At 33.4% G+C, this 25,214-nt stretch carries 22 protein-coding genes and 1 tRNA gene; 12 read left to right on the top strand and 11 right to left on the bottom strand.

Annotated features, from left to right (window positions below; genetic code table 11):
• Positions 1 to 41 precede the first annotated feature (41 nt).
• Positions 42 to 5,207 carry an autotransporter outer membrane beta-barrel domain-containing protein gene (locus A9G10_RS08785; protein ID WP_065559170.1) on the bottom strand — a complete coding sequence of 1,722 codons (5,166 nt, stop codon included), beginning with the start codon at positions 5,205 to 5,207 and terminating at the stop codon, positions 42 to 44.
• 733 nt (positions 5,208 to 5,940) lie between these two features.
• Between A9G10_RS08785 and A9G10_RS08790 the strand changes: the two genes are divergently transcribed.
• From A9G10_RS08790 to A9G10_RS08835, 11 genes are all read left to right on the top strand, one after another.
• Entirely contained in the window at positions 5,941 to 7,092 is a 1,152-nt protein-coding gene (locus tag A9G10_RS08790) for a merozoite surface protein 3b (RefSeq protein WP_065559171.1), read from the top strand.
• Positions 7,092 to 8,462, top strand: coding sequence for a DUF6384 family protein (locus tag A9G10_RS08795; protein WP_065559172.1), 1,371 nt, complete (start codon positions 7,092 to 7,094; stop codon positions 8,460 to 8,462). Before A9G10_RS08790 ends, A9G10_RS08795 begins: the two co-directional genes overlap by 1 nt.
• A gap of 3 nt (positions 8,463 to 8,465) precedes the next feature.
• Entirely contained in the window at positions 8,466 to 9,821 is a 1,356-nt protein-coding gene (locus A9G10_RS08800) for a hypothetical protein (protein ID WP_065559173.1), read from the top strand.
• Between the two features lie 174 nt (positions 9,822 to 9,995).
• Positions 9,996 to 10,124: a hypothetical protein gene (locus A9G10_RS12950; protein ID WP_257006731.1), complete on the top strand. Its 129-nt coding sequence runs from the start codon at positions 9,996 to 9,998 to the stop codon at positions 10,122 to 10,124.
• Positions 10,125 to 10,543: 419 nt separating this feature from the next.
• Entirely contained in the window at positions 10,544 to 11,161 is a 618-nt protein-coding gene (locus A9G10_RS08805; protein ID WP_065559174.1) for an NAD(P)H-dependent oxidoreductase, read from the top strand.
• Positions 11,133 to 11,645: a DUF2867 domain-containing protein gene (locus tag A9G10_RS08810; RefSeq protein WP_065559175.1), complete on the top strand. Its 513-nt coding sequence runs from the start codon at positions 11,133 to 11,135 to the stop codon at positions 11,643 to 11,645. Before A9G10_RS08805 ends, A9G10_RS08810 begins: the two co-directional genes overlap by 29 nt.
• A gap of 12 nt (positions 11,646 to 11,657) precedes the next feature.
• The gene (locus tag A9G10_RS08815) at positions 11,658 to 12,797 is read left to right on the top strand and encodes an AfsA-related hotdog domain-containing protein (RefSeq protein WP_065559176.1); all 1,140 of its coding nucleotides are present in this window, start codon (positions 11,658 to 11,660) and stop codon (positions 12,795 to 12,797) included.
• A gap of 21 nt (positions 12,798 to 12,818) precedes the next feature.
• Positions 12,819 to 13,973 (top strand): oxidoreductase, encoded by a 1,155-nt coding sequence (locus A9G10_RS08820; RefSeq protein WP_065559177.1) that lies wholly within the window; start codon positions 12,819 to 12,821, stop codon positions 13,971 to 13,973.
• A 5-nt stretch (positions 13,974 to 13,978) separates the two neighbouring features.
• Positions 13,979 to 14,755 carry an SDR family NAD(P)-dependent oxidoreductase gene (locus tag A9G10_RS08825; RefSeq protein ID WP_081299167.1) on the top strand — a complete coding sequence of 259 codons (777 nt, stop codon included), beginning with the start codon at positions 13,979 to 13,981 and terminating at the stop codon, positions 14,753 to 14,755.
• 11 nt (positions 14,756 to 14,766) lie between these two features.
• Complete coding sequence (locus A9G10_RS08830) at positions 14,767 to 15,516, top strand: SDR family NAD(P)-dependent oxidoreductase (protein ID WP_065559178.1); 750 nt, start codon at positions 14,767 to 14,769, stop codon at positions 15,514 to 15,516.
• A gap of 24 nt (positions 15,517 to 15,540) precedes the next feature.
• Positions 15,541 to 15,822 carry a YciI family protein gene (locus tag A9G10_RS08835; protein ID WP_065559179.1) on the top strand — a complete coding sequence of 94 codons (282 nt, stop codon included), beginning with the start codon at positions 15,541 to 15,543 and terminating at the stop codon, positions 15,820 to 15,822.
• Positions 15,823 to 16,420: 598 nt separating this feature from the next.
• Here the strand turns inward: A9G10_RS08835 and A9G10_RS08840 are convergent.
• From A9G10_RS08840 to A9G10_RS08855, 4 genes are all read right to left on the bottom strand, one after another.
• A tRNA-Gly gene (locus A9G10_RS08840) sits at positions 16,421 to 16,496 on the bottom strand.
• A 72-nt stretch (positions 16,497 to 16,568) separates the two neighbouring features.
• Positions 16,569 to 16,826, bottom strand: coding sequence for a DUF1145 domain-containing protein (locus A9G10_RS08845; RefSeq protein WP_065559180.1), 258 nt, complete (start codon positions 16,824 to 16,826; stop codon positions 16,569 to 16,571).
• The gene (gene rsmD / locus A9G10_RS08850; protein WP_257006733.1) at positions 16,826 to 17,389 is read right to left on the bottom strand and encodes a 16S rRNA (guanine(966)-N(2))-methyltransferase RsmD; all 564 of its coding nucleotides are present in this window, start codon (positions 17,387 to 17,389) and stop codon (positions 16,826 to 16,828) included. The genes A9G10_RS08845 and rsmD overlap by 1 nt, the downstream gene beginning before the upstream one ends.
• 13 nt (positions 17,390 to 17,402) lie before the next feature.
• Positions 17,403 to 19,946: a penicillin-binding protein 1A gene (locus A9G10_RS08855; protein ID WP_065559182.1), complete on the bottom strand. Its 2,544-nt coding sequence runs from the start codon at positions 19,944 to 19,946 to the stop codon at positions 17,403 to 17,405.
• 412 nt (positions 19,947 to 20,358) lie between these two features.
• Here A9G10_RS08855 and A9G10_RS08860 point away from each other — a divergent pair, with 412 nt between their 5' ends.
• Positions 20,359 to 20,763, top strand: a complete 405-nt coding sequence (locus A9G10_RS08860) for a protein YgfX (RefSeq protein WP_065559183.1) — start codon at positions 20,359 to 20,361, stop codon at positions 20,761 to 20,763.
• A 37-nt stretch (positions 20,764 to 20,800) separates the two neighbouring features.
• Here the strand turns inward: A9G10_RS08860 and tusA are convergent, their stop codons facing one another.
• The 6 genes from tusA to A9G10_RS08890 form a co-directional block, all read right to left on the bottom strand.
• The gene (tusA, locus tag A9G10_RS08865) at positions 20,801 to 21,040 is read right to left on the bottom strand and encodes a sulfurtransferase TusA (RefSeq protein ID WP_143425989.1); all 240 of its coding nucleotides are present in this window, start codon (positions 21,038 to 21,040) and stop codon (positions 20,801 to 20,803) included.
• A gap of 8 nt (positions 21,041 to 21,048) precedes the next feature.
• A complete protein-coding gene (locus A9G10_RS08870) occupies positions 21,049 to 21,864 on the bottom strand; it encodes a Cof-type HAD-IIB family hydrolase (RefSeq protein ID WP_065559185.1) in 816 nt (271 codons plus the stop codon).
• Between the two features lie 120 nt (positions 21,865 to 21,984).
• Positions 21,985 to 23,280 carry a secretin N-terminal domain-containing protein gene (locus A9G10_RS08875; protein WP_081299169.1) on the bottom strand — a complete coding sequence of 432 codons (1,296 nt, stop codon included), beginning with the start codon at positions 23,278 to 23,280 and terminating at the stop codon, positions 21,985 to 21,987.
• A gap of 17 nt (positions 23,281 to 23,297) precedes the next feature.
• On the bottom strand, positions 23,298 to 23,669 hold the full coding sequence (locus A9G10_RS08880) for a hypothetical protein (protein WP_065559186.1): 372 nt from the start codon (positions 23,667 to 23,669) through the stop codon (positions 23,298 to 23,300).
• Entirely contained in the window at positions 23,666 to 24,139 is a 474-nt protein-coding gene (locus tag A9G10_RS08885) for a hypothetical protein (protein WP_065559187.1), read from the bottom strand. The genes A9G10_RS08880 and A9G10_RS08885 overlap by 4 nt, the downstream gene beginning before the upstream one ends.
• Entirely contained in the window at positions 24,129 to 25,073 is a 945-nt protein-coding gene (locus tag A9G10_RS08890) for a PilN domain-containing protein (RefSeq protein ID WP_065559188.1), read from the bottom strand. Before A9G10_RS08890 ends, A9G10_RS08885 begins: the two co-directional genes overlap by 11 nt.
• Positions 25,074 to 25,214 lie beyond the last annotated feature (141 nt).

Consider the following 25,214-nt stretch of genomic DNA (forward strand, 5'->3'; position numbering starts at 1 on the left):
TATCGGTTTTATCTGTTGTTGATTTAGAATGCTAAGTAATTTTACCAATTGGCTTTAATACCTATTGAACTACTGAACGGTGCTTTAACTCTTGCTTTTCCACCATTAGTCCATGTATGCCCCACTTCAGTGTAAATACTCATTTGATTGTTTAATTCATAACTGCCACCAAGGGCAATTTCTGAGCTGAGGTATTTTGCGCCATTACTGAATTTTGTCGATGCACTCTGGCTAGCAAAGTTAATACGATCGGCGCCATTAGGTGAATAGAATAAATTCGCCCTTGCATAGGGACGTAAAATACCGGTTTCGGTTTGGAATAGGCCTTCAAATCGACCACCAACACGGAATAACCATTTATTGATGTGACTTTGTTTAATTTTGGTGTTTCCTTTTACATGACTATCATCCAAATTTAACCATTGGTGAATGATCTGAGCTTGTGGTTCTAATTTCCAGCCACTATCCGATAAATTGAATGGTTTGCCTGTTTCGATCGATGCACTAAACCCGTATCCTTTTTGTTTGCTGTTTTTATTTCCATTCGGTTTTACATCGGTATTATGATGCGCACCTTGTAAAACAATATCCACATATGTGCCATTGTCTTGCATATAGGTACCATATGCACCTAAAAAGTATGAATCGATTTTGTTACTTCCCACTCGACCATTTTTGCCACTCGCAAAGCCATCAACACTTAAATCTCCACGCAAATAACCAAAATAAGCCCCCATACGCCATTCTTCATTCTGCAAAATATCACTACCTAACTGTAAGCCTGTATAATTCCCTTTGCTATGTGCGTTAGCTATACCGCTCTGTTGTAAATTGATTCGTTTATTAATGAATCGGCCCCAAGTCATCGGTGAATCTAAAAATGGCGTGTTACCGATACGTTGATGCATATTGCCTTGCATAATATTATCAGCTTGACGTAATAGGGCGGGAATGGCTGCAAACATTGGGACTTCTTTTCGGTATGTTATTGTTCCAGGTGTGACATTAGGATCTTGCGGATCAGGATCGATACTCGGATCGGTCGGTTCTGTAGGGTTATCTGGGTTGTTCGGGTCATCCGGATTAGTCGGATTTTCGGGGTTGGTTGGGTTGTCCGGATTGGTTGGTTGCTCTGGATCTTTAATCAGAAATGATCGTAAATACCAATTATTATTTTGTTTATTAATATCGCCTTTATATAGGATATATTCGTAAGCACCCACATCGATATGTTGATTTTCAATGCTAAATGCATCATTCGTGCTCGTACCATCAACATGAACGACTTCAATGCCATTCGTATTACCTGTATCCGCACCTAATCCATTAATATTATTGATGCTGATAAATGTATTGCCCGATGTGTTACCGTTTACAATTAATTTATCTGTTGGACTATCACTGTCTTGAACAACCGTGTCTATTATTAATTTACCATTATTACCTATGTAATCACCACTTATTGTCATGTTATCGCCGGCAAAAGCGTTACTTAAAGTAATCGTTCCACCATTGTAGACGTTACCATTGACCTTAACTTGATGAAGAGAAGGTTGAAGATCAACTACTGCACCAGATTCAAGCGTTAGCTTATTGGTGTTAAGATCACCTGTTAATGTTAATCTACCTGTATTTTTAAGTGTGATATCTTCCCAATTATAAATAGCAACATTATTAATGGCACCATCAGAGGTTGAAGAACCAGTAAGATGTAAATTAAGTATGAGCGTATCAAGTTCAGATGCACGCCTGATTTGATTTTTTTTCTCGCTACCATCAATGATAGTGAGTGCAGAAATATCAGCACCTTGATTCATGATCAAGGTATCATTGCCCGAACCTAATCTGATTTCTCCACTTACTTTGGAACCATTATTTAATGAGACGATAGAATCGGTCAATTCATTTCTTATTGCAATATTATTGGCTGATGAAACATCAGCACCTTGATTAAGATTAATATAGGTTTTCGCGTTTTCTTTACCTGAGGTATAAATACCATTACCCGATACATCATCTTGGCTAATCACTTTGCCCGATATATCAATTTGCGTGAAGCCTGAACCATTATTTATCGCTTTAATACCACTATCAAAACCTGAGATTACGCCATTTAATTGAGTAATTGTCATATCGGTTGCTGTTTCGCCATTGATTAAATGAATTCCTGAACCCATGTTAGCTGTAATATTTGATGAAGATGATAATGAGGTAAAGCCTTTTCCTTCATTTAGGGCATTAATACCATTATCAAAACTTTTAATATTACCAGACGATTCAATTTTGAGGCTTTGTGTCAAATTTTTATTTACCACGAAAATACCATTACCACCATTAGAAAGAATTGAACCTTCATTAACAATATGCGTAAATCCACGTCCCTGATTGGTGAGGTAAACACCATTTAAAGCGCCTTCTATATTGCCTTCTTTCTCTTGTTTAAACGAAAGGTTGTTCGTGCTGGTATCATTAACCACAAGGACTGCATCTCGGGTTTGGCTATTTATTTTCCCTGCCACTTTTAATCCTGTTGAACCTTGTCCATTATTTAATAAATTAACGCCGTTAATATATCCCTTAATTTCACTGTTTTTTATCTGTCCAAATATCAAATTATTGGTTGAAGACTGTCCTATAACTTCTACTCCATCAAGCGAGTTACCGGTAACGTTACTGGCTATACTGACTAGGGTTGAACGTGTTCCATTGTTGAGCATTTTTATGCCATTTAATTTACCATTAATTTCGCCAGATGATTGAATCACGGTCAGATCTTTAGCATGAGAATTATTGATAGCATTAATACCATGACCTTCTAATCCATTAACCTTACCTAATGTGGTAATGGTACTGGAATTTTGACCATTATTTAAAATATTAATGCCATGATTTGATCCTGTGATATTGCCGTTTAATTGACCAATTTTTATTTCTTGTGTATTATCATTTCCTACTGCATAAAGGCCGTCTTCTTGACCGCCAACAATATCTCCAGATGTATTAATTGATGTTGATCCTGTTCCATTATTTTCAATGTACACACCATAAAGTAACCCTTTAATCAATCCCGATGTTTGCGAAACAACAAAGTTAGTACTTGATTGATCATTTAATGCATGAATACCATTTTTTTGGCTACCAACCACATCACCCGATGAAATTATTGATGTTGAGCCACTGCCTTTATTTTGTATATTGATTCCATTTAGATATCCATTAATGCTACCTTTCGTTTGCATAACATTCAAATCATGTGTATGAATATCGTTAATTGCATATATACCATCATTTTCTTCACCACTTACACTGCCTGAAGTTGTTATATAGGTTGAGCCATTACCAGAATTGTTATAATTGATACCATTCTCTTTTCCTTGAATCATACCCGAAGATTGTTTAGCGGTTAGATTTTTAGTATTAGTATGATTATTAACAAATAAACCATCTTTACTATCGCCAGTAACGTTGCCAGCTACAGTGATAGAGCTTGAACCATTACCGTTATTATCAAGATAAACACCATAGTTTTTTCCAGAAATGCTTCCAATTGATTGAATCACATTAATATCTTTCGCATTGTTATAATTCATCGAATAGATACCACTTGATGAGCTTGAGGTTATTTCACCTGCAGTTGTAATTAGCGTTGTGCCATTACCCATATTGAAAGTTTCAATCCCATTTAAATTCCCATGGATTGTACCGGATGCTTGGTTTATGGTGATATCATGCGTATTAGTATCATTCTGAACAGATATTCCGCTTAAATTTTGTCCTGTTACGTTACCAGAAGTGGTTATCAGTGTTGAATTTGTGCCGCGATTTTGAGCAAAAATACCAACAGTGTAACCAATAATATTGCCTTTCAATTGATTGATAGTTAATTCTTGAGTATTTGCAGCGCCAAAAGCGGCTATACCATTTGATTGTTGACCAATAATATCCCCATTGGCGGTAATTGACATAGCATCATTACCAGTGTGGATTAAATTAATACCTTGATGATAACCAGTTATACTGCCTTTTAATTGGTTAAATGTAAGTTTTTTGGTATTGCTTAAATTATCGATTATTATCCCATCTCCTTCCTGACTAATAATATCCCCCGACGTGGTTACGACTGTTGAACCATTACCATAGTTTTCCAATTTCATACCGTGGGATTGACTAGTGATATGTCCATTAGACTGGGTAACTGTTAAGTCATGAGTATTGTAATCATTATGAGCGAATATGCCATATTGTGTTTGTGCTGTTATGTTTCCAGCCGTTGTGATTGTAGTTGAACCGTTGCCTGCATTATTAGCAAAAATCCCATTTAGAGCACCTTTGATTGAACCGCCATATTGACCAATAGTAATATCACTTGCGTTTGAATTGTTGATTCCGAAGACTCCATCTCCTGAGTCAGAAATGACTTCTCCCGACGTTGAGATGTTCAATGAACCTTTACCATTATGCATAGCTCTAATCGCTAATATACCATGAATGACGCCAGCCGATTGCGTGATATTTAAACCTTTAGTATCAACGTTATTTTCCACATTAATAGCAATCCCCTTATCAGCGATCACGGATTCTGAGGTGGTAATTGTTGTTACCCCACGCCCGTTATTTATTGCCTGGATACCAAATTCTTGTCCATGAATATTAGCACCAACTAATTCTGTAATATTTAAATCTTGGGCATCAATTGCATGTGTGACTTGTATCCCCGCATTTGTCTTTCCAATAACACTGCCAGAAATGGTAAGATTTGTAGAGCCTTTACCATTATGATTGATGTTAATGCCATATTTACCGCCAATGATTTCACCCGCTGGCTGATTCACAGTTAAATTATCGACATCAGAACTACTTGAGTAATCATAACCATCGTCATTCGATTCAATATGATTTGGCAGTGTGATTTCTACCGAATTGTTTAAATTAGTTATTGAGTAAGGATATTGAAAATATTTTGGAGTTTGCTGGCTAACTTGATGATTGTCGTATGGTTGTTGATCACTTTGCTGCTGGCAATTCGTATTACTGTCTGAAAGATTATCAATACATTGTGCATAGCTTATGGAAATCGAGGCTAACGTTAATGTTGTTATTGACAGTAAATTGGTGAAAAATAATTTACTCTTAGATTGTGCTTTTTCTGAAGTTACGATAAAAGCTTGACGCTGTGCATTCCATACCAACTTATATATTTTATTCATGGTAATCTCTCATTTATATTAACAATTAAACAGAACTCTGAATCGACAGAGCAAATAGTTGAAAATGACAGCTGAGAACTCATTACGTGAATCTGGCAATTATGTTAAAAAACAAAGAGGGCTTAATTTTTTGAACATATACCTACTTATATAACTAATAATTGGAAACGATTTTTTTGACTAGCAACAGATTATTGTTAATGCTAAATATGAAAACAGTTTATATTACTAAAAATGGGAAAGTGTAAAATTGTAATTTGTTTGTTTTTTTACTTAAAGAAATAAAACTAAAAAAGAAGTAACTAAGCTTTTTTTACCATATAGCAATAAAATTGGCAATCAAAAAATAAGCAATCATGATTAGTTAAATTGTTTACTTTTGATATTCATTTAAATAGTTTATTTTTTTATCTAATAAATTTAATCCATTTTCTTAGTCTTTTATTATAAAAAAACTAACTACAATTTTATTGTCAGCGATAGTCAATTACTCCCATTATCAAAAATGGCAATATGTCTAAACAAAGATTAAATCTTAGTTCATGTTTTTGAAATATATTAGGGATATTATGCCAAAACGGTGGTGGCGTTTTTATTATAAAATTTATTTATTAACCTTCCCTTATTTAAAAAAACAATCACAAATTGTGATTAGTTTTTTATTAAGATATAATTTAACCAGCTCGCTTAAGCGATTAATATTAAAGATAAAATGGTTAAAGGAATAAAAAGGATGTCTAGTCAGGTTGTTTCATATGTAGATAGAGCTGTACAATTGTTAAATAAAATCGGAATTATGATTAAGCCTCAAGCCGATGCGCCGATTTTAAAACTATTAGACAATATTGCTGAAATTGATAAAAATCGTATTATTGCCATTGCGCGAACACTTCAACAGCAAAGTGCATTTAATGAAGTGGTTCGGGAGCAAATAGACGGTGTACACGTTTCAGATCGCTATACCAAAATTGTCAGCCATTTTGACAGTATTCGTACGGATATGGAAAAAATGTTGGGTTGGCTGGATGACGGTAAATTGGATTTTATCGAAAAAATCAAAATGGGTTGGATGACCTTTCAACGTGGTTCTATTCCAGATCGATTTAACTTGATTAAGAAAACCTATTTAGAGGTTTCGAAAGAAACTGGTAATCAGGTTCAACGTGAACATGTTATTTTAAATGCTTATCAAGATTTCCGTTTTGGTTTAAAACAAGCTCAAATCGTAGCGCAAGAAGTATTGCAAATTGCTACTGCTCGCCTTGATGACTGCAAACAAAAATTAACAGAAGCTATTGCTGAAGTTGATAATTTTAATGCTGAAGACCCTGTCGCACGTTCTCGCTTAGAATTGTTACGAGATGAAGCATTACGTAATGTTCAACAAGAAGATAGTCGTTATCAAATTGTGTTAGATCTCGCTAATAATTTAACTGTTTCTTATAATTCTGCCGAAGCAGTCTTTGCCCGATTACAGCAAACTACTTCTGTGAAAGAACGTGTTTATCAACAAAGTGTTAGCTTTTTTTCAACCAATGAAATTGTATTTACTGCTTTGAGTGCTTCAATTACTTCATTAACAGGATTAAGTGAAAGTACGAAAACCTTAGAGGCAATGAAAGAAGGTATGAGTAAAGGTATTGAAAGCATTGCGACTTCTGGTAATAAACAACTAGAGGAAGGTTTAAAAGCAGGTTATGGCTCAACCATTAAAGCGGATTCATTGCGAGCTTTGGTCGAATCAATTGTTAATTACCAAGAATCAAGCCAACAATTAATTGCAGAACTCAGAAATGAGTCGATTGATAACGCCAAAGAAATTGATCGAATTGTTGAAGAAGGAAAACAACGCTTTAATAATATCATTTTGAAGGTTGAGGGTTGATGCAGGATATTAAACTGAGTGATCAATTAGGTGCAATGGCAATAATTGATGAGCTTTACCAAAAACAGCAACTATTACTTGAGCATTTGGATCGCGATAAATTACGGAGTAATTTAGAAGAAAGTATTAAATCCTATTATCAAGCTAAAGGGCAAATTGTCGATAATCAAATCATTGAAGAAGGCATTAATCGATGGTTTGATCATCGGTTACGTTTTAATGCCCCTAAGCGTTCTTGGTTTCAGCATTTGTTGGTTCGCTGTTATATTAAAAGAAAGGTGATATCAATAGTTGTCAGTGTTTTTTTGTTTTTTTCTGTCATAGCAGTTTACAGTAAATTAAGTGTGACAAAAGATATCAAAGCCAACATCGATAACTATTATAGTCAAATTTTAACGTCTAAAAACACCTTAACTGAGTTAAAAAATCAGTTTACCAAAATTGATAATTATCCTATTCATTATGCACAGATTCCCGCCAAAAAATTAAAAGCTTCTATTGCAAGTCTGCTTAATCAAGATTTGATTCCAACGTTGGTTAAACCAACGGTTGCAGGTTCTTTTATTACCGAAAGTGAACAAGAAACATATAATAAATTCAAGCAGACCAGTCTTACCGTAAGTGATAAATTATCTGAAATACGTTTACAAATGCAAACGTTAAATAGATTACTTGAAGATGATAAACGATTAGCAGAATTAATTAAAAGTGACCAATTTATTGAGGAAAGTAAGCAGTATCCTGTATTACAACATGCGGTTGATTCAGTTATTGACAATCTGAATCAAGGACAACAGGTTATCGATTTTAGTCAAATTGAAATGCTCTACAATTCTATCGATAGGGCAAAGGCGATAGCAAATAAAATCCAAGCTGATAATAATCATTTTTTAGCACTTAATGTGCCTAATTCGGATATGGGGCCTGTGGTTGCATTACAAGATGTTTTACAAGCAGATTTAAAAAATCTTAGTTTTGATAATGTAGAAAACTATCAAAAAATGATAGCTTATTATCTTAAGCTGGCTCAAACTAATTTGACGTTAACGATTGTTGATAACCCGTATTATAAATCGGGTGTTGAGCGGACACACGAAAATACGAATGGAAAATCTTGGTACATTATTGTTACTCCAACATTGCCGAATGGAGATACCACTTCGTTATGGGTAAAAAGTATCGAAACGGGCGAAACAGAATTTGTGGATATGTTTGGTCAGCAAGTAACTGAAAAAGCCTATAATAGTGTCAGAGCGGATAAAATTGATGATGGGCATATTGATAATAACCAATTATGCAATAAACCGAAAGGACGTTTAACGTTCATTTGCCCAAATTCGGTTAAGTCAGGACGGATTTTGGAGTGGTAAAAAATGCAACCTAAAAAAATTGAAAGAAATATTGAGGATAAACTTTCGGGTGTAAATGTTTCATTAACAAAAGCGAAAAAAGAGTTGCAAGATTCTCGTCAAAAAATTGTGGATATGAAAAATGAACAGGTCGAAAAATATCAGAAGATAGCAACGATTTATTTATTAGAATCGCCTAAAAATGATGATTTTCAGATTCAAAAGTTCATCCGACAATTACAAGAGTTATGCCGTAATTTAGAAGATAAATCGGGTCAATTAGATCATGTCATTGAAGACTATAATCAAAAAATGGCAGAGGTGCTATTGCGATTAGATGAGCTAACAACAAAGAAGATTATGCAACTTGAAAGTGATGCTGATTATGTTTTAATTTTTAATCATTATAACGAAGCTAAACTAGCGTTAACCTCCGAAACAAAAAATTATAATGCGTCAAAACAAGAATTTATAACCAAATTAGCACAATATCATAAGAATCGTTATTACAACTATTTGGTTAATCGCCGATTTGGTGAAAGTAATTATAAAGCTTTTGGGATATTTCGTAAGTTAGATGCTTGGGTAGCCAGATTTGTAAATTTTTCTGAAAACTACAAAAATCAGATAATACTTGAGGCGTTAATAAAAGAGTCTAAATTGCGTTTTGAAAATAAAAAAAACGTATACGAACAAATTTCGAAACAGAAAGAACAAAAAGAATATGAAGTTGAAAAAAGCTTAAAATTACCCGAGACAAAAACCGAATTAGCTCAAACTGAGCAATATTTAGCTGATTATAAAAAACAAAAGCTGGAGACTGAAAATACGTTAGAAGAAGTTCGAAAAGGCGAAAGTTTTCAGTTTAGAACGATTTCAAATCAACTTGCTAAATTGTTCCAAGAACAAACATTTAATAAGTTAGCGGATTTGACTTTGCAGACTCAATCGAAAGAAGATGATGCATTGTTAGAAAGGATTTTAGAACTAAACCAACAAATTAAGGATACGGAAACCCATCTTATCACTTTACTAAAAACGATTAGAGAATTAGAGAATACTTATCATCGCTTTGAACAAGCACTTTATATATTCAAAGAAAATAATATCCCAAGTTCTCTTTATGAATTTAACATATCATCATCAAAACTTGATGATTTATTGAATACATTATTTAATAGTCGTGTTTTTCCTGAAAGCATCATTCAAACACTGTTAGCCTATAGAGTAGTAAGACAAGAAACGCATTCATCAGGTTGGTCAGTAAGTGGTTCATCTTCTAGCCGTTCTTCGTCAAGGAGTTCTTCTTCAAGAAGTAGTGGATTTAGATCGAGTTCCTCATCAGGTGGGGGTGGTTTTAAAACAACAAATAGTTTTTAGTTGTTTAGCAAACAAAATAATATTAGTAAAGCAAACGTTTGGCATTGCAAGTTTACGACGAAATATTGGGTGAGAGTAAGATAAATTCAGTTCTTATTTTGCCAACGTAATTGTTCTATAAGGCAATCATTGCGGCAATGTCACTAAAAATGAGGTCGATGAAATTTATTCAGCATGAAAAAATTAGATGTTAAAGTTGAATTTGCCCCTCAATTGATTTATTTTGATTATGCTTTTGTAGGTAATTATCCTGATGGTCATCGATTTCTAGTATGTGCAACAGATACTCCACAAAAGCCATGAATTCAATCATATCAAAATCTAAAAATTCATTATCAAATGTTGAACATCGACATGGTTAAATTGGAAAATGAGCACATTTAAGTCTGATCACTTGAAATTGATTTTTACAAGTGCAAATAACTTTGTCTTTAATAATGTTAAATAAAATTTTTTTCTATTTTTCTCAATATATTAAATCATTCTCTCTTCAACTTGTTTAACTAAATAATTTTTTTTAAAAAAATTAATATTTATAATAATGTTGTTTAAAAATATTAATACTTATAATTATAAATTTTTAAAAAGTTTAATATTCACAACAATAGTTGTAGTAAATATGATCAATTTACATTATAATGATAATAAAATTTGATTAATCAAATTAGTTATAAATAGTTAACTGAAATATTATGGTTGGCTAAATTTATGGAATATAATTAATGAAAAAAACATTACTTTTGCTTGCTCACCCAAATTTAGATGAATCTATTGTTAATAGAACTTTAATAAAAAAATTAACTCCATTCACATCAGAAAATCTGATTATTCGCAATATATCAGAATGTTGTATAGATAATTACTTTAACATAGCAAATGAACAATTTCATTTATCAAATTCTGAACGAGTAATCTTTCAATTCCCGTTGTATTGGTATTCTTACCCTGCAATATTAAAAAAATGGATTGATGAAGTTTTTCTTCCTGGCTTTGCGTATGGCAGAAAGGGAGAGCAATTGGGAACGAAACTCATTGGAAAGCAGTTCAGTATCATTGTTTCTATCGGTGGAACTGAACAGATGCATACCCCAGGCGGTGTTGTAGGAGTGTCTATTAATGAATTATTAAGAAATTTTCAAACAACAATTGAGTATGTTGGTGGTATATATACCTATCCTTTTTTTATTTACGGTTCAGCTTTTATTAAAGAACAGGCTCAATTGGATGATATTTTTAAAGATTACCAAAAGTATATTTTTTCAGAATATATTCCTAAGGAAAAACAATATAAAAAATTAATTGAGTTAGCTTATGAAAAAAAAGCAAAAGGCTACTATTAAACTACTCAATAGTTTGTTGAATAACATAACATTAATAGATGAAAAGGTTGATTATTTAAGCTATCAGTGTCTGGATGTTTGTAAAAATATTACTGCATACGAGGTCTATAAAATGATGACATCCTATCAACCAAAATGGTTGGTAGGACTGTTTAAAATTAGAGATTTTTTAGGAAAAATTATCGGAATCAAACCTATTAATGGATTTGATAATCTGGTAGAAAAAGAACCCGATATAGGTAGTACAGTTCATTTTTTCACAATTATTGAGAAAAAAAGAGATACGTTTACATTAATTATAAGGGATTTTCATCTCGATGTATGTGTATGTCTTCGTATTATTGAAACTAATGATCATAAAAAAAAATTATACCTCATTACTTCTGTTAAGTTTCATAATTTTTGGGGAAGATTATATATGGTTCCTGTTTCTATTATACATCCATATATTGTTTATAAATTATTTGAAAATATTAATTCTTAAAAGGGAATGGAGATGTACAAGAAAAAGCTTGTTGATACTAATTTAGTTCATAAATCAGAAACAGAAGATGTACTTATTTATGAACCGAATATTGTATTAATTAATAAAATTGCAGAGAATGATTTTAATGATTTAATACTACATAATCCTGAGCAGGAGCACTTATTTAGATCTGTTTATAAACAGTGTAAATATAAAGATCAGTATGTGTATATACTCAGAACCCTACCATTAGAAATAGCAAAAGATGTCGCTTGTACACTCTTTTCTGATATACAGTTATCTGAATTTTATGAAAAAGGTGATGATGAAACGCTAGAGTTGATTGGCTCTTTTATGCCTTTACATTTAGAAGAGATAATTAGAAGCAGGTTATTACCAGATATTCTTTCAATTAGTGATAATGATAAGAAAACAATTTCTGCACTACAAAGTACGGCTACAGTTTATTCTTATCTCTTATTCAATGATACAAAAAATCAATATTTTTATAAAAAGAATCATGAACACGTTCCTGGAATGATGTTAATCGAGGCTGCGAGGCAGGCAGTATATGATTATGTTTATTCATTATCCGGACATGTATTCAAAGATATTTCTATCTCGATATCGAGTCTCCATGTCGATTTCTTAAGTTATACAGTCTCGTCTTATCCAGTTGAATTACTATTTTCACATAAAGATTATGTTCGTAGATATAAGCCCAAAACCATTGAAAAGAAAGCTTGGTTTTATCAAAGGGGTAAACTCACAGGAACGTTCTGTTTGATTGGCGGAATTATTCCCATGAGTATTTTCTCTCGTTTAAGAAATGAAAATTATTCTAAAACGCATGATTTTTATCCTTTTGATAAAAATATTTCGTTAAAAGTATTGAGCGATAACGGCAATGAGTTAATTAAAAAAATAGTATCTCTAACCTTGAAGGGCGTTATAATTGAAGATTATGAAAACGATATTACAAATATTTCTAGTGTTATTCTACAAGATAAGTACGAGTTTTCAATAAAACAGTCTGAAGTAAAAGAAGCTAATAATAATTTGCATCATCTAATATTTAAAGATTTATCTAAATCTCAATTACTGATATTAAATAATATGATAAATACTTCTTTTTTCCACCGCCCTATGTTTGCAGCATTGGATATTTGATGAAGTGAGATAAAAACACACATGAATGATTTATACCTTCTGTCGTCTCTAAAACTGGCAAGCGGGATTTCAATTAAAAATAGACTATTTTTATCATCAATAGGGCTAGATTTAGCAACCCCTTCAGGCGAATGTTCTGGCGAATTAATCAATTTTTATAAAAAGATTATCGATGGCGGTGTGGGAATGCTCAAAATCGGTAATTCAACCGTATCACCATCCTCTCGTTTACATGAAAGAGGATTGGCTTTGTATGACTTAAAACATGCGCAAGCTTTAAAGCCTATATTTGAATATGCACAAGAAAAAAATACATTGGTCGTGGTTCAGCTTCAACATTATGGCGCTCAAGGTTCTTCAAAATATACTGGTTCTCCTCTTTTATCACCCAGCGGGCAATTTTGTCAAAAAATGAAAAAAAAATTCCCAGAGGATAGAGTAATAGAAATGTCATTAAATGATATTGAAACTGTAATCGAAGAATTTGCTCATTCTGCATGGCTAGTTCAGCAGGCAGGCGGAAAAGCCATTCAAATTCAGGCCGCTAATGGGTATTTGATAAGTAGTTTTTTATCACCATATACCAATAAAAGGGTTGATGACTATGGTGGAAATCCTCAAAAGCGATCCCTTATACTAATGCAAATAATTAAGGCGATTCAACTTAAGACAAATAATGATTTAAGTATTTTTGTCCGTCTAGGAATTGATGATTGTTTTGATAATGGGGAAGGACAAAAACCGGAATATTTACAAGAAGTAATTCATGATTTAGAACAATTAAATATTGACGGAATAGAATGTTCGATGTGTGTTGGAGAAACATTTAATCGCTTTTTTAATGGTTATCATCAAGAAATTAAAGACCGAATTTTCTCTGGTGCAAGTATAATCAAGTCTTTTACAACCAAAATTCCTATCGGCTGTACGGGATTGGTCAGTTCAATAGCGGATGCTGAAGAATTACTCCAAAAATATAAAATTGACTATATAGGTATGTCGAGAGCACTGTTTGCCGATCCTAGGCTGTTACCCAAATTTTATGAAAAGAGTAAAGTGAATGCTTGTAGATTTGATGGCTTTTGTTTTCAAGATAAAAGCAATCCAAAACTAGACCAAGTTTATTGTTGTGTTAACCCCGATTATTTGAGAGATCCTCAAGTTAAATATGAGTAATTAAAATGAAATATATCGATTTTGAAAATAAAAATATTGTTGTGAGTGGCGGCACAAATGGAATGGGACTTTATTTAGTACAGAGGCTCGTTGAATTAAAAGCAAATGTGATCGTGTTGGGACGAAACATTGATAAGCCCGAATTGAAAGAGTTAAGACGTAAATGTGATTTTTTTACATGTAATATAGCAAATATTGAAGAGGTTAATGACACTTTTGACCAGATTAAAAGTAAATATAATACCTTGCACTTTGCTGTCAATAATGCGGGGGTGACAGCTCCTTATAGCAATATATCAGAGCTTGATATTATCCAGTGGAAAAAAATTATTGATATTAATTTAACAGGAACTGCACATTGTTTAAAGCGGGAAATTCAATTAATTTCTCAGAACAAAAATGGTGCGATCGTAAATGTCTCATCCTGTGCAGGGTTACAAGCGTTAAAAATGCAAGCTGCATATTCGGTAAGTAAAGCTGCGATAAATATGTTAACTCAAGTTGCTGCTATAGAATGTGCTATTGATCGTGATGATGCTCACTCAATCCGTATTAACGCTGTAGCGCCTGGACCTATATTGGGTGGTATGAATAGTGAAGAAAATTTAGCAAAAAACCCTGAGAAAACACAAAGAAAATTATCAATTACTGCTATGAAAAAGTTTGGTACCGCAGAAGAAGTTGCTAATAGTATTTTGTGGTTGTTAAGCCAACAATCATCATACACGACAGGTATTATATTACCTGTTGATGGTGGTTTCAGCTCGGGTAAATTTAATTAGAAGTTAAAACGATGAAAAAAAATATTTTTATCTCAGGTGTAAGCAAGGGAATTGGTCGAGAACTTGCTCTTTATCATTTAAAACAAGGTGACAGTGTATATGGTATTTCTCGTACCCATTGCGATGAACTACAAGAATATGCGCATTTTCACTATCATAGCGTCGATTTGTCACAATCAAATAATATAATTGAACATTTAGAAGCGTTTTCTGCTTTAAAGCAAATTATGAAGATTGATCGTTTATATTTAAATGCGGGTTTAATCCATAAAATAAGCAGGCTAGATAAACTGAGTGTTGATGATTTTAACTACGTTATGTCCGTAAATCTATTTTCTTACAAAGTATTATTGGATTTTTTTCTAAATAATGAAAAGATATCGTTAGAACAAATTATAATATCAAGTTCGATTGCAGGCGTTCGCCCGAGAGAAGGAATGTCTGTATATGCTGTATCTAAAGCGGCATTAAATATGATGATAAAAATATATGCACTCGAAAATCCACATTTATTTTTTGCAGTCATCGGATTGTGTCTTTTTGATTCAACTGTTTCTCGTGTGTTGGCTTTAGATAATCGAGATATAGACCAGTTTTTAGAACTAAAAAAGTTAACTGAACGTTTATCTAAAATCGAAGGCTATATAGTATCTGCCCAACAGCGAGCGCAAGAATTGATTTATGTTTTAAATAACATTGATAACTTTCACATCACATCTGGCGATTTCTTTGAGATACGAGACCTACTATGTGATATTTAGTTTTTATTATACAAGGAGAATAAAGTGATAATTGTAGCTTTAAAATTTAAAAAACCAATGCCAGAAATCCTTGAAAAATTGGACGAACATAATGTATTTTTAGATAATTATTTCGCTCAAAACAAGTTTTTGGCGTCAGGACTTTTAGAAGATAAAACGGGTGGTATAATTTTAGTAATGAGTGATTCGATTGAAGAGGTAAAAGATATTATGAAAAATGATCCTTTTTACGTTCATGATCTTGTAGATTTTGACTATACTTTCTTTCAGGCATCAAAATTGTCGCCTAGTCTATCGGTCAGATAAATTAAGTAGTGCTCTAACCCATAACTTAATATGTTAAGTTTATGGGATAGATCTCGATTTTCTTTTATTATTGATTATATCGAATCAGTTTATGAAGCTTTTATCTTATGGCGCTTTTTGAAAATCATATAATTTGGGATTTTAATGTGTCTTAATTTTCTTCGTATCTTTACACTGCGGTTTACCTAGCCAACAAAACTAAAAGTGCAAACGTTAATCTGACTTGATTCAGTCTCTAATTCTCCAAACTGGGACTATTTTTTTAGTGTATATAACGGAAAATTCGCTTTCGCACAGTGAATCCCTAAATTCCTTAAACGATTTATACTCATATACTGTTGATAAAAGATAAAACCAAAAAAACAAAACAAAAAATAGAAAACCTCAAGCGGTCAACTTACGAAAAACGCAGTGGAATCAGACTAAATTAGATAATGATTACCAAAGTACTAAATTTGAGAAAAGATGTACTTAATTAAATGATTATTGGTTATCTATTTGAATGTATTTTAATGTCTTTGCTTGGAAATATAGAACAGACATAAAAATTTCATTTAGATAAATTGGATAGGCTATCGTATTTTTGAAGATAAATATTTGGAGCGGGAAACGAGGTTCGAACTCGCGACCTCAACCTTGGCAAGGTTGCGCTCTACCAACTGAGCTATTCCCGCTTTTTGGAATTCTTCGTAAGAAGTGGTGAGCATTATACAAAAAATTTTTGAGGTCGCAAGATTTTTTTTTAACTATTTTTTATTTTTCCAGCTAAGTGATTCAAAAAAACCAAAAATAAAAAGTCTAAGTGGTTTAAATTTGTCCTCTCGCTTTTCTTGGCTGGTCATCGTTGTATATAGAATCCAAGCTTGTAAACCATGTGTTAGCGCAAAAATAAGTAATCCAACATAGGCAACAACGTTAGCTGGAGTGGGGTAGGGGTGGATTAAATTGACGAATAAAAATAGCCAAACTATAGAATAAAAAATCTTACCAAATAATATGAACATCAAATTTCTTCTCGTATAAATAAATAACTATGAACTTGACCGGCGGTTTTTTCACGATGTAAATGCCAGTTATTCGGAATATAACTTAATACATTGTGATCGATTTCCGTCTCAATGTAGAGGTAGGATGAGGCATTTAGCCAGTTATTTTTCTCAAGATAGTTTACCGTATCGGCAACCAGACCTTGATGAAAGGGGGGATCGATAAACACAATATCAAACTTTTTTGAGGCTGGTTTATTCAACCAATTTAAGGTGTCTGTATGGTAGATATCGATAGCGTTACTTGCTATGAGCTGTTTATTTTTGTTGAGTTGGCTTGCAACTTGCTTGTCTTTTTCAAGTAACGTAACGCTTTTAGCCCCGCGTGAAGCAGCTTCGAACCCTAATGAACCACTACCGGAAAAACAATCCAGACAGGTGCTGTCATGAATAACGGGCATTAGCCAGTTAAACAGTGTTTCTTTAATGCGATCTGTGGTCGGACGTAACCCTTGTTTGTCAAGTACAGCCAATTTACGTCCTCGCCATTTTCCGCCAATTATTCTGATTGAACCATTCATTATCATACCTCAATTAGAATAGTTCAGAAATGTTACCGTCCGAATCTGTTGTTTCGGTACCGACTTCTTTAGTTGCATAACGGGTAGGCTCAGTGCCTTTAATAAAATATTCTGTCATGGTGTTTGCACCAGATTGTGGTAATAATCCTGTTTTTTGGTCGATTGTAACACTAATTACGTTTTCCGGTTGAACATCGGTAACAACAGGCACATCTTTTAAAGCTTCTTTCATGTAGTCAACCCATATTGGATTGGCTGTATTGGCACCGCCTTCAGCACGGAAGGTTTTTCCTAATTCACGACGATGATCGTCAAAGCCCATCCATACAGTTGTGACGATATTGGCACCAAATCCAGAAAACCAAACATCTTTAGATGCATTGGTTGTTCCCGTTTTACCGCCTACATCTCGTCGACCTAAAGCTTTAACACGCCATGCCGTACCTTGCCAATCTGAACCACCAAATACCGTTGAACGTAATCCATCTTTCATGATAAATGCAATATCACTACTTAATGTATGCGGTGCATAAATTGGTGTGATAGGCTTATTATTATTTTCATGATTAATTTCAATGTCAGGAATAATGATATTATCATCGGCTCTGAGATTCGCTTGTTCAGGCTCTTCACTGCCAGATTCATTGGTCGCATTTTCCACATCATTATTGGTTTGAGGTGTTGAGTTAGTAATAATGAGATCATCTTGACAATTGTGGCAAGCGATAACAGGTTGATGTTGATAGATAATACTTTTATCACTCGTGTATTCAATCTTTTCGATTAGGTAAGGGGTAATTAAATAGCCGCCATTAACGATAACAGAATACGCTCTTGCTACTTGTAAAGGCGTAAATGATGCAGAACCTAAAGCAAGCGATTCGTTATGCGAAATATTTTCTTTAGGAAAGCCAAATCGTTCTAAATAAGTGGCTGCATAATCGATTCCAACTGCACGTAAAGCACGTACCATCATGACATTTTTAGACATACCTAAACCAATACGTAGACGTAAAGGGCCTGCATATTGCGGTGGTGAGTTTTTGGGTTTCCAGGTCGTGCTGCCTGTTGTTCGAACAATTGGCGCATCATTAAGGAGTGTTGCCATTGTTAAGCCATGTTCTAACGTTGCAGTATAGATAAATGGCTTTATGTTTGAGCCTAATTGACGAAGTGCTTGTGTCGCACGGTTAAATTTACTGAGATTAAAATCAAAACCACCGACAATTGCTTTTATCGCACCATTTTCAGAATCCAATGAAACCAATGCCGCATTGACAGTGGGTAGTTGAGACAGTTCCCATAAGTCGTTAACTTTTCTCACCCAGATAAGCTGGCCCGCTTTTAGCACGTCTGATACTTTATGTGGATAAGCGCCTTGTTTATTATCATTGATAAATGGTCTTGCCCATTTCATGCCATCGAACAAAATCTCAACATGACTATTATCAGTTAAAACAATTGATGCTTGTTTATCCGTAGACTTCAGCACAACGGCTGGGCAAATTCCACTATAACAGGTGTATTTATTTAATGTTTCGAGGATTTTTGAGTCATCCCAAGCGGTTTCATTTTCTTTCCATAAAATTTTATTAGCACCACGATAACCATGTCGTTTGTCGTAATCAATGATCGATTTTTGTATTGATTCTGTTGCGGCAATTTGGTCTTGTTTTGAGATAGTTGTATAAACTTTATAACCGTCCGTATAGGCTTTTTCGCCAAATTTTTCAAACATAAATTGCCGTGCCATTTCAGCAATATAAGGAGCAGAAAAGGCGATCTGTGGAGAATGATAACTGACATTTAGAGGTTTTTTTATGGCTTCATCATATTCCGCTTGCGTAATGTAGGATTGATCTAACATTCGTCCCAATACCCAGTTACGTCTTGTCAATGCTTTATTCGGATGCGAAATTGGATTATATGCAGAAGGCGCATTCGGAAGACCAGCCAATAAAGCAGCTTCATCTAAAGTTAATTGATCAGGTGTTTTACCAAAAAAGGTATAGGAAGCAGCCGCAACGCCATAAGCTCGTGAACCAAAGTTTATCATGTTTAAGTAAAGTGCCATTATATCATCTTTGGACAGCTCTTTTTCCATGCGGATCGCTAAAATCATTTCTTTTACTTTTCGAGAAATACTTTTTTCGGATGTTAAAAAGAAGTTTTTAGCAACTTGCTGAGTAATGGTACTTCCACCTTGTGAAAATCCTTTTTGTTTTAATCCAATATACATGGCGCGAACAATTCCAATTGGATCGATACCAAAGTGTTCATAAAATCGGGAATCTTCGGTTGCAATAACCGCATTAATAACCGTTTTAGGTATTTCATCATATTTAAGAGGCGTACGTCGACGTTCACCAAAAATAGCAATTAACTCACCATCTTTACTGAGTACTTGTAACGGTGTTTGTAATTGCACATCTTTTAGAGTAGCAACATCTGGTAGATCCTTTGAATAATAGGCGTAACCAGCTATACCGATGACTAAGCCACACAGTAAGCAACCAGCAAAAAATTTGAGAAAAAACTTTATTACTCTAACTAACATCACTAATCATTCCTACCTAATTGATTTAAGGTAAATTTGGAAATAATTAAAAAAACTCTATTTCCTGTAAGGTTTATAACTTTTTTTAGGTCGATGAGTATATACTAATTATAGTAAATTGCATAAGACAAAAAGTGATAAGTCCCTTTGTTCGTTTTCAATACTGAGCACTCAATTTAATCGAACAACAAAATAAAATACTCTTTCTAAAAATCTTTCAATCATCTTTCAATTGCACATTAAAAATTTGATCTTAGTGTATCTATCGTAATTTTGAAGTTAACCATTTTAATAAATAACGATTTATCGTATACGATTCTATGTGCGTGTTGTTTCACAATTATTGATTAATTCTAAAATATTTCTAGCAAAATATGAGAAAGTTAGACGTTATTATTTTTGGATGATCATTATGTGGAGTACAAAACTTAAGCAATCTTACTTGCAAATCATCTTTTCATCAAGTTTTTATTTATTGTTAATAATGGCTAGCCTATTTTTATTTGCCGACACATCATTTAACGCTTATACATTTGTGGTGATCTTTTTATTGGTAGTTGAGTGGTGGCGCAGTCTTAGCTATTTTCAAACAATAACAGGTGAATTAGCTTTATTTCATCATATCAATCAGATTTATTGGAATAATCAGCGATGGCATTTAATGCGAAAACCCTTAATACTACGTTATAGTCTTTTTTTGAATTTGAAATCAAGGCGTACAGGGCAACGCTGTACCCTTTTTTTGATGAGCGATAATTTGACAACTGACGATTGGCGAACACTTCGATATTATTTATATCAACTTGATTTTGATTGATAAACATATCCATCTTTAGCGACATGTTAACCTGCATTTAATGCATTTTTTTTATCCAGTAATAGAAAGGTGGGCATTCAATTTGTGAACTTAATAGTTCATGATCCATATGCCGGCAAAAGCTGGGAATATCACGCGTTGTTGCCAAATCATCAGCAATTACAAGAAGAACTTGCCCAACAGCAAGTTCTCTCATCGTTTTGCGAACCATCATTATAGGTTCAGGACAGCGTAATCCAGTTGTGTTAAGTTCTTTGTCTGCTTTCATTTTTATCAATAATATGCTTAGGGATTAATTGAAAAAAGTTTATCAAGATAATGCGGTACGGCATCATCAGCATTTGAACCAATCACTTCTAATTCAGGTAATTTTTGTCGTAAATCTGGTGTGGCATTTTGCATTATACACCCTTTTCCAACCATTTTTAACATTTCATAATCATTCATGCCATCACCGAATGCAATACTATCGTTTAACGCTAATCCTAATTTATCGACCACTTTTTTTAACGCACTGCCTTTGGACACATTAGCGCCCATAATTTCAAGGCAATTTAATGATGAAAAGGCAATACTGACTTGATCACCATATTTTTCATCAAGCCGATTTTTTAATTTGACTAAATGTGGATGAAGGGCATCATCACTTGTTGTGAAATAGATTTTAGCAATGTCATCAGTTTCAAAGTCAAAAGGATTAAAAAACTCATAAGTAAAGCGGCTTTCTTGATGAAAACTAAGAGAATAGGTATCTTCTTTATTAATTAACCACTGATCACCTCGGTAAATATGGGTAAACACTAAAGGATCGTCAGTACACTCTTGGGCGATTTGACTGGCGAGTGTCGGTTCGACATTTTGGCTAAAAATTAAGTTTCCATGACTATCATGAACTCGGGCGCCATTTGACGTTATCATAAATGCATCAATTTCCATATTTTCACGCATTTGCGCAACATCAATATGATGTCGCCCTGTAGCAAAAATAAAATGAATGCCTTTTTGACGTAATGCTTGCAAAACTTGTTTTGTATAAGGTGAAAGACTGTGTTCAGGCGTTAATAAGGTGCCATCTAAATCCGAAGCGACAACATGAAACATAATATTCTCTACTAGTGTAAAAAGTGAAAATCACAATGATTTAAAAAACAATACTTTGAATTCTTTATTGACCTCAAAGTAAAATATAAAATTTAGGGTATGATACAACTCTGTATTCATTTACTCAACTAATTGCGGTGTAATAAAAATGACTAATTCTCGCTTTTGTTGCTTTTTATTTTTGTATTTAAATAAACTACCGATAATAGGGAGTTGGCTAACATAAGGTACATGATGATCGTTTTTGCTATTTATTTGGTGAAAAATACCGCCAAGTACAATTGTTTCGCCACTTTTTACCTTAACTTGGGTTTTAATTTCTTGCGTATCAATAGCGAGTGCTTCACCGCCATCACTGCGTTTAATCGCTTGCCCAGCCGTGTTTTGGGTGATATGGAGATCTAAAATCATCCTTTCTTCCCCAATGATTTTAGGCGTTACTTCTAATCCTAAAACGGCTTGTTTAAATTCAATAGAAGTCGAGCCATTGCTACCGCTTGATACTTCGTAAGGAATTTCAGTGCCTTGTTTAATTGAAGCCATATTTTGATTGGCGGTTAGTAAGTTAGGACTGGCAATAATTTCAAGTTGATTTTCCGCCTGTAGTGCAGATAATTCTAAATTGAGTAAACTGCCAGAAATTTTCGCAAGATTAAAGCCCAGATTAGCCGTTGAACTGGCAGCGCCTAATTTTACATCGAACTTATTGATTAACTGTGAAGGCTGCCCCAAATAACCCCATTTAATCCCCAGTTCTGACATACTTTCATCACTCATATTGACAATATGAGCGGAAATATGGACTTGTGGTACTGATTTATCCAACAATGTGATAAGACTTTTAATCGCTGTCAATTTGGGGGGAATATCAGTGATGATAAGCGAGTTAGTCCGTTTATCAACAATAATTTTACCACGTTCTGACAATAGCGTTTGCTTATGGATGGTATCCAATAATGTGTTTAAATCGGCATGCTGAATACGTATAGGTAAAGTATTTAAGGGTAAACGCTGTTCAAGTGATAATTTATCTAATCGTTGTTTTTGATTAATCTGTTCGGGATCTTCTGCTTTTGAAATAAATAAGATATTGTCATCAATTTTGGCTTGTAAGTTAGCGCTATTGATTATAATCATTAATGCTTTATGCCAATCGACATTTTGAAGCTTAATAGTCTGTTTTTGTGCAACGTCTTCGGTCATAATCATATTAAGTTGTTTACTATCAGCTAATGCTTGCAAAATAATACCAATATCCGTTTGATAAAAATTTAACGTGATAAGTTCCGAATGGTTAACCTTAGATAATTGACTGTTAGTTGCTAAACTCGCATTGACCTGAATAAGAAATAAAACAGTGATAATAATTTGCCATTTTTTAAGGTGTTTTAATAAAAAATATTGGATGTTAGCCATGCGGTAATTCCCTCATATTACTTGTTTAATGGCATCGTCCAGACAATACTTTCTTGACAATATTGAGCCAGATTTGCTTGCCAAACAATGTTTTCATTCGTTAGCGTTTTGATTTGCCAAGGCAATAATATTGGAGGAATTTCATTATTCATTATGGCTAACCATTGCTGTGTTGACGTTAACCAGATTTGATAATAATTATTGTCCTGTGATTGTATGATTCCCTTTAGTTGCCATCTTTGTATTTGTGCTAATAATTGGTCTGTTTGTTCGTGACACGATATCGAATCAGTCTGATTGAATGGATCACGTGCCAAACGGTTATTTGCATCAGCATTAAAGCAAATCATCATGATAAAAATTAAGCTAGAGAATAAATAATGATTCATGTTGTTTCCTGATCGAAAGATAATGTAAACGAAATGATTAGATAATTATGTTGTCGAATAATCCTAAAATCAGATAAATCAATATAATAGCTATTGTGGTTAAAGGTCGATAATAAGTTTAGAAAATTAGCAAATTGTCCATGTAGCTCAATATCCCACATCGTTTTATTATCCGTTCGATAGTATCTGAATGCATGTAAAGTTAACTGGTTTTGTGTAATCGCATGAGCAAAATCTTTTTCTGAAAGTAAAATGAATGATCTATTCATTTGGGTTTGATATCGGTCAATTTGAGTTTGTAGCTGTTTTATTTTTTCACTCTGAATCTGATGCTGTTTAAATTGCTGTTTGGCTTGATTAGCAATATCCTCAATGAAAAATAGATAGCTAATGATGATCATTGTGATGATAGTAACAAAACCGATAGTATATTGTTGCCAAAGTGGGCGATTAAAAAAATCACTCTTCATTAAATGTGATTTCCATTTTAAATGACAAATTGTTTTCTTGTCTGGTTATGTCATAAATTTGACTTGTTAAGATGTTATCGTGCCGTAATAAAGTTTGATTAAAATTGATAATCTCGATATGACGAAAGCTATAACCGGAAATCATTACTTGTTGCGGTTGATAATGGAATGATTCTAACCATATAACAGGTGGTAATTGTTCTGAAAGTAGTGTTAAAAGGTGATAGATTTGTTGTTGGCTAACCGACAGTTTAGGAATAAAGGTTGCTAATTGTTGAGTTAACTGTTTTTCGCTATGTTGCTGTTTGGCATTTAATAGGGTGTAATGGCTGAGCTTAAGTTGCGTTTGATGCCATAAATAACCCATTATGCAGCAAGCGATACCCATTACGCACACCATAGTGACAAGTAACGAAAATTTCTGTTTTTTCTGTTTTTCTTGTCGCCAAGGTAAAAAATTGATTATCTCTTCATTAATTACTCCACCAATCAAGTGTAATTTTAAATTGTGTTTTTTAAATAAATCTAGCCATTCATTGACATAATCACGTTTACATATTGTCACGCTAAGATAAGGTTTGTTAGCAGAATAGATAAAATCATAACAGACGTTTGTAGTAGTGAGTTCAAATAATTTATAAATCGATGCTTCAACATATAAAGCTAGTTCGCCTAAGCCTAATTTGAGTGGTGGAAGTTTGAGTTGTTTGGTTTGGACATCATTTTCATTTAGATAGAGTTCAAAAACCGATTGTTTTGGAATCCGGGTTTTCAGCTCAAGAATTAATTGTTCAACATCATTGAAGTTTTGATAAGGGTAGTTAACAGTTGTCTCATTTTGTTTTGGTTTTTGAGTGTTAACCAAATAGATAATTTGATACTTCAACCACTGGGGTTCAATATATATTTTAATACGACATTTTCGGATAAACATGATCGATTGTGCACTTATGATTTTTAAATTACCTTGTGACCAAGCATAATAAGGATTGATTAAATAGAAATGAGAAAAAAGGATTTTTGCGAAGTATTACGCAAAATAAGATTAAAATTAAATCGAACAAAGTTAATTTTG

Source organism: Gilliamella sp. wkB308 (assembly GCF_001690185.1).
Lineage (GTDB): Bacteria > Pseudomonadota > Gammaproteobacteria > Enterobacterales > Orbaceae > Gilliamella > Gilliamella apicola_I.